This window comes from Rhodoferax sp., from assembly GCF_023701345.1.
Classification (GTDB): Bacteria; Pseudomonadota; Gammaproteobacteria; order Burkholderiales; family Burkholderiaceae_C; genus Rhodoferax.
Genome location: NZ_JAMPXE010000110.1, coordinates 1 through 11,397, shown reverse-complemented (window position 1 = coordinate 11,397; position 11,397 = coordinate 1). Strand labels below are relative to the sequence as shown.

10 protein-coding genes are annotated in these 11,397 nt (G+C 63.4%); 9 read left to right on the top strand and 1 reads right to left on the bottom strand.

What is annotated here, in order from left to right; translation table 11 throughout:
* The first annotated feature begins 102 nt into the window (after positions 1-102).
* The 6 genes from NDI87_RS13580 (at position 103) to NDI87_RS13555 (ending at position 6,040) form a co-directional block, all read left to right on the top strand.
* The gene (locus tag NDI87_RS13580; protein ID WP_296275894.1) at positions 103-786 is read left to right on the top strand and encodes an aldolase; all 684 of its coding nucleotides are present in this window, start codon (positions 103-105) and stop codon (positions 784-786) included.
* Positions 787-791: 5 nt separating this feature from the next.
* Positions 792-1,586, top strand: a complete 795-nt coding sequence (otnI, locus tag NDI87_RS13575; protein WP_296275893.1) for a 2-oxo-tetronate isomerase — start codon at positions 792-794, stop codon at positions 1,584-1,586.
* A 47-nt stretch (positions 1,587-1,633) separates the two neighbouring features.
* Positions 1,634-2,560, top strand: coding sequence for an NAD(P)-dependent oxidoreductase (locus NDI87_RS13570; RefSeq protein WP_296275892.1), 927 nt, complete (start codon positions 1,634-1,636; stop codon positions 2,558-2,560).
* Positions 2,561-2,599: 39 nt separating this feature from the next.
* Entirely contained in the window at positions 2,600-4,033 is a 1,434-nt protein-coding gene (locus tag NDI87_RS13565; RefSeq protein WP_296275891.1) for an aldehyde dehydrogenase family protein, read from the top strand.
* A 130-nt stretch (positions 4,034-4,163) separates the two neighbouring features.
* Positions 4,164-4,925, top strand: coding sequence for an SDR family oxidoreductase (locus NDI87_RS13560; RefSeq protein ID WP_296275890.1), 762 nt, complete (start codon positions 4,164-4,166; stop codon positions 4,923-4,925).
* Complete coding sequence (locus NDI87_RS13555) at positions 4,925-6,040, top strand: DSD1 family PLP-dependent enzyme (RefSeq protein ID WP_296275889.1); 1,116 nt, start codon at positions 4,925-4,927, stop codon at positions 6,038-6,040. Before NDI87_RS13560 ends, NDI87_RS13555 begins: the two co-directional genes overlap by 1 nt.
* 25 nt (positions 6,041-6,065) lie before the next feature.
* Here NDI87_RS13555 and NDI87_RS13550 read toward each other — a convergent pair whose 3' ends face one another.
* Positions 6,066-6,386 carry a hypothetical protein gene (locus NDI87_RS13550; protein ID WP_296275887.1) on the bottom strand — a complete coding sequence of 107 codons (321 nt, stop codon included), beginning with the start codon at positions 6,384-6,386 and terminating at the stop codon, positions 6,066-6,068.
* A gap of 268 nt (positions 6,387-6,654) precedes the next feature.
* On the opposite strand from NDI87_RS13550, the gene secA reads away from it, so the two are divergent.
* From secA to NDI87_RS13535, 3 genes are all read left to right on the top strand, one after another.
* Positions 6,655-9,399 (top strand): preprotein translocase subunit SecA, encoded by a 2,745-nt coding sequence (secA, locus tag NDI87_RS13545; protein ID WP_296275883.1) that lies wholly within the window; start codon positions 6,655-6,657, stop codon positions 9,397-9,399.
* A 17-nt stretch (positions 9,400-9,416) separates the two neighbouring features.
* A complete protein-coding gene (gene argJ / locus NDI87_RS13540) occupies positions 9,417-10,646 on the top strand; it encodes a bifunctional glutamate N-acetyltransferase/amino-acid acetyltransferase ArgJ (RefSeq protein ID WP_296275881.1) in 1,230 nt (409 codons plus the stop codon).
* The coding region (locus NDI87_RS13535) for an ATP-binding protein (protein WP_296275880.1) at positions 10,643-11,397 on the top strand (755 nt) is incomplete at its 3' end. The genes argJ and NDI87_RS13535, both read left to right, overlap by 4 nt.

Here is an 11,397-nt window from a genome sequence, read left to right as displayed (position 1 = left end):
TTGGGCGGCAAAGCGTTCTGCTGCGTGTCCCCCGCCCTGCGGGCTCCTCCTTTTACCTGCGCAGAACGCTTTGCCGCCCAAACTCCTGGCGCAGCACAAGCCATGAACGAGCAACAAGCCCGCGAAGAAATCTGCCGCGTGGGCCGCAGCCTGTTCGAGCGCGGCTATGTGCATGCCACCGCCGGCAACATCAGCGTGCGCCTGGATGACGCGGAAGGCGGAGGCTTTTTGATCACGCCGACCGATGCCTGTTTGGGTTACCTCGAACCCGCCCGGCTGGCGCGGCTGGATGATCAAGCGCAGCAGATCAGCGGCGACAAGGCCAGCAAGACCATCGCGTTGCACCGCCAGATTTACCGGGCGACCCGCGCCTTTGACGGCCAGACGCGCTGTGTCATCCACACCCACAGCAGCCACTGTGTGGCGCTCACGCTGCGTTCCCAGGCTACCGCGCCAGCCGAGTTGTTGCCGGCCCTCACGCCCTACTTTGTGATGAAGGTGGGCCATGTGCCCGTCATCGATTACCACCGCCCCGGCGACCCCGCTGCGGCACAGCTGGTTGCAGACAACATCACCCGCTATGGCGAGGCTGGCACGCCGATCCGGGCGGTCATGCTGGCGCGGCTGGGGCCCAATGTCTGGCACGACACGCCCGCGGCCGCCATGGCCACGCTGGAAGAACTTGAAGAAACCGCCCGGCTGATGTGCCTGAGCGCCAACGCGCCCGAGCCGCTGTCCGATTTACAAATCAACGAACTGCGCCAAAGCTTCGGCGCCCGATGGTGAACCCCATGCCAAAATTTGCTGCCAACCTGTCCATGCTCTACCAGGAACACGCGTTTCTGGACCGTTTTGATGCCGCCGCCAAAGACGGTTTCAAGGCCGTGGAGTATTTGTTTCCCTATGCCTTTGCCAAGGAGGATATTGCGTCGCGCCTCAAGGCCCATAGCCTGCAGCAGGTGCTGTTCAACGCCCCACCCGGCAACTGGGATGCCGGTGAGCGCGGCCTGGCCTGCCTGCCGGGACGCGAGGACGAGTTTCGCGCCGGCATGGTCACCGCGCTGGAATACGCGGCCACGCTGAAGTGCCCGCGCGTTCACGTCATGGCCGGCTTGTTGCCAACTGGCGCCACGCATGACGCGCTGTATCCCACCTACATCGGCAACCTGCGCTGGGCGGCGCAGGCGGCTGCCAAACAGGGTGTCGATGTGCTGATCGAGCCCATCAACACGCGCGACATCCCGGGCTTTTACCTGAACCGCCAGGATGTGGCACATGCCGTGCTGGCCGACGTCGGCGAACCCAACCTCAAGGTGCAGATGGACCTGTACCACTGCCAGATTGTCGAGGGCGACCTGGCCATGAAGATCCGCAAGTACCTGGCCACCGGCAAGGTCGGCCATGTGCAAATTGCCGGGGTGCCGCAACGCCATGAGCCCGATCTGGGCGAGATCAACCACAGCTATCTGTTTGCCCTGCTCGATGAACTCGGTTACAGCGGCTGGATCGGTTGCGAGTACCGTCCCGCCAACACGCAGCCGGGCGGCACCTCGGCCGGACTGGGCTGGCTCAAACCTTATTTGTGACCTGACGACCATCGCTTCACCACACACCTCACCCACAAGAGAAAAACATGACAGATGCTTCCAGCCCCCTCAACATCGGTTTCATCGGCCTGGGCATGATGGGCCGCGGCATGGCCGGGCACGTGCTGGCCAAGGGCTATGGCGCAGGGCTGCTGGTGCGCTCGGAAGAGGGCGCGGCGCGCTGCGCAGACTTGCTGGCAGCGGGCGCGCGCAGTCTGGCGACGTCTGCCGACGTAGCGGCCATGGCCGATGTCCTGATCATTTGTGTGACCGGCTCGCCCGAAGTCGAGGAAGTGGTGTTGGGCCGGCACGGCGTGCTGGAAGGCATCAAGCCGGGCTGCGTGGTGGTGGACTGCTCCACCTCGCAGCCGGACTCTACGCGCCATCTGGCGGCCGCTGTTGCGGCCAAAGGCGCGTTTTTTTTGGACGCGGCCCTGACCGGCACGCCCAAACATGCCGAGGAAGGCCAGCTCAACCTGCTGGTGGGCGGCGACCCGGCCGTGCTGGAGCGGGTTCGTCTGGTGTTTGAGTCGTTCGCGAAGAACATTTTTTATTGCGGGGCGGTCGGCGCCGGGCACACCACCAAGCTGTTGCACCAGTTTGTGGTGCTGGGCAACGCCGCCATTCTGGCCGAGGCGTTTTCGTGCGCCAGCAAGACCGGTGTCAATCTGGCCGTGCTGTGTGACGTGATTGATTCCGGCGGCGCCAACAGCACGGCATTTCAGCGCCTGCGTCCCTATGTGCTGGAGGGCAACGACCAGATGTTCCGCTTCTCGATCGGCAACGCGCACAAGGACATGCGCTACTACGCCCGCATGACCGGCGAGGCCAAAGCCGTGTCTTACCTGGGTGATGCGGTGCACAACACCTACACGGTGGCCAGCAACCAGGGCTACACACCGCAGTTTATTCCGCATTTGATCAACAGCCTGAACACGCTCAACGGCACACCCGCAGCGCAAAACAAAAGCTGAACCCGGCAAACCATCCCTCATCTGAACCGAGACAAGTCCATGCAGCTCAACTTTATTGGCAATGCCTCCCAGGTCTCTTCTTCCGGTCAGACGATCGCCGTGGTCGATCCTTCCGACGGCCAGGTTTTTGAGCAGATCCAGCGCAGCAACGCGAACGACATTGACGACGCCGTGCGCGCCGCGCGGCAGTGTTATGACACGGTCTGGTGCAAAACCCCGGCGGTTGAACGCGGCCGCCTGCTGATGCGGCTGTCCGCGCGCGTGGCCCAGGGCGTCGACGAGTTGACCGCCCTGGAGCAGCGTGACTGCGGCAAACCCACGCGCCAGGCGCGCGCCGACGCGGTGGCGCTGGCGCGCTACTTCGAGTTCTATGCCGGCGCCTGTGACAAGCTGCATGGCGACACCATTCCCTACCTGGACGGCTACAGCGTGTTGACCTGGCGCGAGCCGCACGGCGTCACCGGGCACGTCATCCCGTGGAATTATCCGATGCAGATTTTTGGCCGCAGCGTTGGCGGCGCGCTGGCAGCGGGCAATGCCTGTGTTGTCAAGCCGGCCGAGGATGCCTGTCTGTCCTTGATACGGGTGGCGCAAATGGCCACCGAGGTGGGCTTTCCGGCCGGTGCGCTCAACATCGTCACGGGCTACGGCCACGAGGTGGGTGACGCGCTGGCGCGTCACCCCGGCATCGATCACATCAGCTTTACCGGCAGCCCCTCGGTGGGCACGTTGATCCAGCAAGTGGCGGCGCAGCGGCACTGCCCGGTGACACTGGAGCTCGGCGGCAAGAGCCCGCAAATCGTGTTTGCCGATGCTGACCTGGACGCGGCCTTGCCTGCCATTGTCAACGCCATCGTGCAAAACGCCGGGCAGACCTGTTCGGCCGGCTCGCGCCTGCTGGTGGACCAGGCCATTTACGAGCCGCTGCTGGAGCGCCTGGGCGCGATGTTTGAAAACTTGCGTGCCGGCCCGGCCAGCATGGACCTGGACCTGGGGCCGCTGATCCGCCAGAGCCAGCAACAACGGGTCTGGGACTTTTTAAGCGACGCCCAGGCCGACAACATCAGCATGGTGGCGCAGGGCAGCGTCGTCGATGAAGCGCCCGAGTCCGGTTTTTACCAGGCGCCGACCTTGCTGCGTGACGTGCCGGTGCAGCACCGGCTGGCGCAGGAAGAAGTCTTTGGCCCGGTGTTGTGCGCCATGTCCTTCCGCGACGAGGACCACGCCGTGGAACTGGCCAACGCCACGCAGTTCGGGCTGGTGGCGGGGGTCTGGACTGCAAACGGCGCGCGTCAGTTCCGCATGGCCCGGCGCATCCGCAGCGGCCAGGTCTTCATCAACAACTATGGTGCCGGCGGCGGTGTCGAGCTGCCGTTTGGCGGTGTCAAGTCTTCAGGTTATGGCCGTGAAAAAGGCTTTGAAGCCTTGCAGGGCTTCACCACCCTCAAGACGGTGGCCATCAAACATGGCTAAGAGCCTGGGCGGCAGAGCGTTCTGCTGCGTGTCCCCCGCCCTGCGGACTCCTCCTTTTACCTGCGCAGAACACTCTGCCGCCCAGGCTTCTACGACCCCACTTCTGAACTAAATCAAAAAAGGAAAAACCATGCGAGTCCACGACAAATCCATCATCGTCACCGGTGCCGGTCAAGGCATCGGCAAAGGCATTGCGCTGCGGCTGGCCGCCGAAGGGGCGAAAGTGATCGTCAATGACATCGACGCCACTTTAGGCGAAAGCGTGGTGAAGGAAATCGTTGACGCGGGCGGCACGGCCTCTTTTGTGGCGGCCGATGTGACGAACTCGGCTCAGGTCAAAGCCCTGGTCGATGCCGCCGTGCAGCGTTATGGTCGGCTCGACGTGATGGTCAACAACGCCGGCTGGACACACCGGAACCGGCCGGCGCTGGAGGTTCCCGAAGACGAGTTCGACAAGTGTTATGCCGTCAACGTCAAGAGCGTTTATCTGGCCACCGTCCATGCCACGCCGGTGTTTCGCGCGCAGGGCGGCGGCTGCTTCATCAACATCGCGTCCACGGCGGGGGTGCGCCCGCGCCCCGGGCTGACCTGGTACAACGGCTCCAAAGGCGCGGTGATCACCACCTCCAAGTCGCTGGCGGCCGAGCTTGGTCCGGACAATATCCGCGTCAACTGCATCAACCCGGTGTTCAACCCCGAGACCGGCCTTTCCGCCGAGTTTGCCGGCGGCCCGCTGACCGACGAACGCATGGCCAAATTCCGCGCCACGATTCCGCTCGGGCGCTTTTCCACCGCGCTCGATGTTGCCAATGCCGCGCTGTATCTGGCCAGTGATGAAGCGGCCTTCATCAGCGGCGTGTGCATTGAGGTGGACGGCGGGCGCTGCGTCTGATGCTGCCCTGGAAAGCCGCCCGCCCCGGCGACTCCGTCAGCGCCATCGACACGCCCGCGCTGGTGCTCGACCTCGATGCCTTCGAGCGCAATCTGCAGCGCATGGCGGCTGCGCTCAAGGGCTATCCGGTGCGATTGCGCGCCCATGCCAAAAGCCACAAATGCCCTGAGATCGCGCGCCGCCAGATCGCGCTGGGTGCGGTTGGCGTGTGCTGCCAGAAGGTCAGTGAAGCCGCGGTGTTTGTCGATGCCGGCATTGATGACGTGCTGCTGACCAATCAGTTGGTGGGCACCACCAAGCTGCTGCATCTGGCCGAGCTGGCCCGGCGCGCGCGCATGGGTGTGCTGGTGGATGACCCGCTGCAGGTGCTGGCGCTGGCCGAGGTGGCGCGCAGTCAGGGCGTGGCTATCGATGTCTATGTGGAGGTGGATGTGGGCGGACGGCGCTGTGGCGTCACGCCCGGCGCGGCCGCGGCACGGCTGGCGCACCTGATTGCCGACCAGGCGCCGTTGCGCTTCGCCGGGCTGCAGTGCTACCAGGGTGCGGCCCAGCACAAACGCACGCCGCTGGAGCGGGAGCAGGCGATTGCGCAGGCCTCGCAGGCCGCCCGGCTCAGCCGGTCGCTGATCGAGGCCGACGGCCTGCAGGTCGAACGCATCACCGGCGCGGGCACCGGCACCTTCCTGCTCGAGCGCGACTCCGGTGTCTTCAACGAGATCCAGGCGGGCTCCTATATCTTCATGGATCGCGACTATGGCGACAACCAGCTTGCGGCCCAGGACGTGCGCTTCGAGCACGCGCTGTTTGTTCGCAGCGCCGTGCTCAGTCGCACGCAGCCAACGCAAGCGGTACTCGATGCGGGCCTGAAGGCCTCCAGTGTCGATTCAGGCATGCCCACGGTCTGGCAGCGTCCGGAACTCAGCTACGTGAGGGCCTCCGACGACCATGGCGTACTGGAGACACCGGCGGATTCGCTTTTGGCCCTGGGAGACGTGCTGATGCTGGTGCCGGGGCATTGCGACCCCACGGTCAACCTGTACGATGAACTGGTGTGTATCCGCGGCGACCGTGTCGAGGCGATCTGGCCGATCGCAGCGCGCGGCGCCTTGCTTTAGGTTCATGGGTACTTGACATTTGCCGTCAGTACCGCCCTGAGCCACCGGCACCACTCACTTTGAGCCGGATGCTTTTGACCTCCAGGTCGTGCACCCGCAGATGCGCCTCAAAAGCGGGAACCAGCTGGCGCAGTTTGGCGGCGGTGGTGGTGTTGCTGAGCAACAGGCACCAAACCCCTTCGCTTAAGGGGCCTGCGGTCACGTTGGCTCGGAGTGTTTCCGGAATCAGCGCGCTGATGGCGTCAAGGCGTGCCTTGGAGGCGCGGTTCAGTTCCATCAGTTTTGCCAGGCTGGCATGGTTTTGACTGGCTTGCAGCAGGGTCACTGAGGGCTGGCGTCGGTTCATTTTCAGGTGTGATGGCGGATGCGGACGATTATCACGGATGCCTGACAGGTCAAATTGACCGGCAGGCATTGGCCTGGTGTCTGTCCGCCCGTTGGCTCGGCCGTCACGCGGCTGGCGAGTCTGCTCGCGGCGCGGGTAAAATTGGGGCAGTAGGACAGTGTTTGGCGACATTTGACTTTCGCTGCGCTGTTCCCCCATTCAAGTCAGATCGTAAAAAAGGATTGCGCCGCATGTTTGACCCTGAGGGTCAGGCTGCTCGCCCGTATTCATGGCCATCACGTTTCTCACCAAAATTTTCGGCAGTCGCAACGACCGCCTAATCAAAAAATACCGCCACACCGTGGCCAAGATCAACGCCCTGGAAGCCGGCCTTGAGAAACTCTCCGACGCCGACCTGCGCGCCCAGACCGAAGCCTTCAAGGACCGGCTGGCCAAGGGTGAAACGCTCGATGCGCTGTTGCCCGAGGCCTTTGCCGTGGTGCGCGAGGGCTCCAAGCGGGTCATGAAAATGCGCCCCTTCGATGTGCAGTTGCTCGGCGGCATGTCGCTGCACAACGGCAAAATCTCGGAAATGGGCACCGGTGAAGGCAAAACCCTGACCGCCACCTTGCCCGTTTACCTGAATGCCCTGACCGGCAAGGGTGTGCACGTGGTCACGGTCAACGACTATCTGGCCAACCGCGATGCCCAGTGGATGGGCAAGCTGTACAACTTTTTGGGCCTGTCGGTGGGCATCAACCTGCCCAACATGCCGCGCGAAGAAAAGCAGGCCGCCTACCGTTCCGACATCACCTACGGCACCAACAACGAATACGGCTTTGACTACCTGCGCGACAACATGGTCTATGAAGCCGCCGACCGGGTGCAGCGTGGCCTGAACTACGCCATCGTGGACGAGGTGGACTCCATTTTGATCGACGAGGCGCGCACGCCGCTCATCATCAGCGGCCAGGCCGAAGACCAGACCGATTTGTATGTGGCCATCAACCGCATCGTGCCGCAGCTGGAGCAGCAGGAGGGCGAGGCCGATCCGCATACCGGCGAGGGCATCACCAAGGTGGGCGACTTCACCATCGACGAAAAAACCCGCCAGGTGTTTCTGACCGAGCGCGGCCATGAAAACGCCGAGCGCATCTTGTTCGAGATGGGGCTGATTTCTGAGGGCGCCAGCCTGTACGACCCGGCCAACATCACGCTGATGCACCATCTGTATGCTGCGCTTCGTGCCAACCACCTGTATCTGCGCGACCAGCATTACGTGGTGCAGGCCGGCGAAGTGGTGATTGTGGACGAGTTCACCGGACGCCTGATGAGCGGCCGGCGCTGGAGCGAGGGCCTGCACCAGGCGGTGGAGGCCAAGGAAGGCGTGGCGATCCAGCCGGAAAACCAGACCATGGCGTCGATCACCTTCCAGAACTACTTCAGGCTCTACGGCAAGCTGGCCGGCATGACCGGCACCGCTGACACCGAGGCCTATGAATTCCAGGAGATTTACGGCCTGGAAACGGTGGTGATGCCGCCCAACAAGCCGAGTCGCCGCGACGACCAGCTCGACCGGGTCTACAAGACCACCAAGGAAAAATACGACGCCGCGATCCAGGACATCCGTGAATGTTACGAACGCGGCCAGCCGGTGCTGGTGGGCACCACCTCGATCGAGAATTCCGAGCTGATTGCCGATCTGCTGGAAAAAGCCAAGCTGCCGCACCAGGTGCTCAACGCCAAGCAGCACGCCCGCGAAGCCGACATCGTGGCGCAGGCCGGCCGCCCCAAGATGATCACCATTGCCACCAACATGGCTGGTCGTGGCACCGACATCGTGCTGGGCGGCAACATCAGCAAGCTCATCGAGGCGATCGAGGCCGACGAAACACTCGATGCCGCGCAGAAGCAGCAGCAAATTGAGGCATTGAACGCCCAGTGGGCCAAGGACCACGCCCAGGTAACAGCGCTGGGTGGCTTGCGCATCATTGCCACCGAGCGCCATGAGTCGCGCCGCATCGACAACCAGTTGCGCGGCCGCTCGGGCCGCCAGGGCGACCCGGGTTCGTCGCGCTTTTACCTGAGCCTGGACGACTCGCTGATGCGCATTTTTGCCGGTGAGCGCGTCAAGGCCATCATGGACAAGCTCAAGATGCCCGAGGGTGAGGCCATTGAAGCGGGCATGGTGACGCGCAGCATTGAGAGCGCCCAGCGCAAGGTGGAGGCGCGCAACTTCGACATGCGCAAGCAATTGCTCGAATACGACGACGTTGCCAATGACCAGCGCAAGGTGATCTACCAGCAGCGCAACGAAATTCTGGACGCGACCGACCTGTCGGCGCAAATCCAGTCGCTGCGCGAGGGCTGCTTTGAAGACTTGGTGCGCCAGTATGTGCCCGCCGAGTCGGTGGAAGAGCAGTGGGATTTGCCGGCGCTGGAGCGCGTGCTGTCGGATGAATGGCAACTCACCCTGCCATTGCAACACCAGGTGAATGCCGCCAGCGCCATCACCGACCACGACATTCTGGACACCGTGCGCACCCATGCCAACACCGTGTTTGACGAGAAAGTGGCTTTGGTGGGCAATGAAAACTTCACCCAGTTCGAGCGCATGGTGCTGCTGCAAAGCATTGACAGCAACTGGCGCGACCACCTGAGTTCGCTCGACTACCTGCGCCAGGGCATTCACCTGCGCGGTTACGCCCAGAAGCAGCCCAAACAGGAATACAAGCGCGAGGCCTTCGAGCTCTTCGGTCAGATGCTCGATGCCGTCAAGAACGAAGTCACCAAAATCCTCATGACGGTGCGCATCCAGTCCAACGAAGAAGCCGCAGCGGCTGCCGTCGAGCTGGAAAACCGCGCCGAGCGCATCAGCAACGTCACCTACACCGCGCCCACCGAGACCGGCGGGGTGGAAATCAAGGTGGATGAAACCACGATGCCGCTGGAAGTGCCCCGTGTCGGCCGCAACGAGCTCTGCCCCTGCGGCAGCGGCAAAAAATACAAGCACTGCCACGGCAAGCTGGCCTGATCCCCTGAAAGAACACCATGGCCGTCAATCTGTCTGCCCCCAACCCCGCTGAGCTGTTTCCCATCGCCGGTGTGCGCATCGGCATCACCGAAGCCGGCATACGCAAGGCCAATCGCAAGGACCTGACCGTGGTGCTGATCGACGAAGGCGCCTCGGTGGCCGGTGTGTTCACGCAAAACCGTTTTTGCGCGGCACCGGTGCAGTTGTGCCGCGAGCATCTGGCCGCAGGCCAGGGCATCCGTGTCATGCTGATCAACACCGGCAACGCCAATGCCGGTACCGGTGCCGATGGTTTGGCACGTGCGCAGCAAAGTTGCGCCGCGCTGGCGGGCCGCTTGGGCATCAGCGCGCAGCAAGTGCTGCCGTTTTCGACCGGCGTCATCATGGAAACCCTGCCCAGCGAGCGCATTGAAGCCGGGCTGGATGCGGCACTGAATGATGCCCAGCCGGGCCACTGGCTGCGTGCGGCTGAGGCCATCATGACCACCGACACCGTGCCCAAGGCCTTTGGTGCGCAGCTGATGATTGACGGCGCGCGGGTCAGCATCACCGGCATCAGCAAGGGCGCCGGCATGATCCGCCCCAACATGGCGACCATGCTGGGTTTCATGGCCACCGATGCCTGTGTCAGCCCGGGCCTGATGCCGCAACTGGCGCTGGAACTGGCCGAGGGCTCGTTCAACCGGGTCACGGTGGATGGCGACACTTCGACCAACGACTCCTTTGTGGTGATTGCCACCAACCAAGCGGCCCACGCGCCGATCACCTCGCTGGACAGCCCGGCCGGCCAGGCGCTCAAGGCCGCCATGCTGGGCGTGGCGCGCCAACTGGCGCAAGCCATTGTGCGTGACGGCGAAGGCGCCACCAAGTTCATCAGCATTCAGGTCGAGGGCGGCAGGACCCAGGCCGAGTGCCGCCAGGTGGCCTACGCCATTGCACACTCGCCGCTGGTCAAGACGGCCTTTTTCGCCAGCGACCCCAACCTGGGCCGCATTCTGGCTGCTGTCGGTTATGCCGGTATTGCCGACCTGGACCAGACCGGCATCGACTTGTACCTTGACGAGGTGCTGGTGGCCGTCAAGGGCGGACGCAATCCCGACTACCGCGAGGCAGACGGCCAGCGTGTCATGAAGCAGGCCGAGATCACGGTGCGCGTGGTTTTGGGCCGGGGTGACGCGGCAGACACCGTGTGGACCTGCGACCTGAGCCACGACTATGTCTCCATCAACGCCGATTACCGCTCATGAATGCGAGTTTTGAGCATTTGTTGCAGCGCGCCGAGCAGCTCATCACCCGCATCGAGGCGGTGTTGCCGCAGCCGCCTAGCCAGCCCGACTGGACGGCATCAAGTGCCTTTCGCTACCGCAAGCGCAGTTCGGGCCGGGCCACGCTGGAGCCGGTGCGCCATGTCGGCGCCATGGCCTTGACCGATCTGAAAGAGATCGAGCCGCAAAAAGAAAAAATCCACCGCAACACGCGCCAGTTTGTCCAGGGCCAGCGCGCCAACAATGTGCTGCTGACCGGCGCCCGCGGCACCGGCAAATCGTCGCTGATTCGCGCCTGCCTCAACGAATTTGCCGCCCAGGGCCTGCGCCTGATCGAGGTCGACAAGGCCGATCTGACCGACCTGCCCGACATCGTTGAACTGGTGTCGGAGCAGCCGTACAAGTTCATCGTGTTTTGCGACGACCTGAGTTTTGACGAAGGCGAGTCCGGCTACAAGGCGCTCAAGTCGATTCTGGACGGCTCGGTGGCCGCCACCACCGCCAATGTGCTGATCTATGCCACCAGCAACCGGCGCCATCTGCTGCCCGAATACATGAAGGAAAACCTCAGCTACACCCACACGGACGATGGCGAGGTGCACCCGGGTGAGGGCGTGGAAGAAAAAATATCGCTGTCCGAGCGCTTTGGCCTGTGGGTGAGCTTTTACCCGTTTTCGCAGGATGAATACCTCACCATCGTGGCCCAGTGGCTCGGCGCCATGGGTGTCGCGCT

Excerpts from the sequence above, each read along its gene's own strand:
- NDI87_RS13580 (WP_296275894.1), top strand. The coding sequence starts at position 103 with ATGAACGAGCAACAAGCCCGCGAAGAAATCTGCCGCGTGGGCCGCAGC.
- otnI (WP_296275893.1), top strand. The coding sequence starts at position 792 with ATGCCAAAATTTGCTGCCAACCTGTCCATGCTCTACCAGGAACACGCG.
- NDI87_RS13570 (WP_296275892.1), top strand. The coding sequence starts at position 1,634 with ATGACAGATGCTTCCAGCCCCCTCAACATCGGTTTCATCGGCCTGGGC.
- NDI87_RS13565 (WP_296275891.1), top strand. The coding sequence starts at position 2,600 with ATGCAGCTCAACTTTATTGGCAATGCCTCCCAGGTCTCTTCTTCCGGT.
- NDI87_RS13560 (WP_296275890.1), top strand. The coding sequence starts at position 4,164 with ATGCGAGTCCACGACAAATCCATCATCGTCACCGGTGCCGGTCAAGGC.
- NDI87_RS13555 (WP_296275889.1), top strand. The coding sequence starts at position 4,925 with ATGCTGCCCTGGAAAGCCGCCCGCCCCGGCGACTCCGTCAGCGCCATC.
- NDI87_RS13550 (WP_296275887.1), bottom strand. The coding sequence starts at position 6,386 with ATGAACCGACGCCAGCCCTCAGTGACCCTGCTGCAAGCCAGTCAAAAC.
- secA (WP_296275883.1), top strand. The coding sequence starts at position 6,655 with ATGGCCATCACGTTTCTCACCAAAATTTTCGGCAGTCGCAACGACCGC.
- argJ (WP_296275881.1), top strand. The coding sequence starts at position 9,417 with ATGGCCGTCAATCTGTCTGCCCCCAACCCCGCTGAGCTGTTTCCCATC.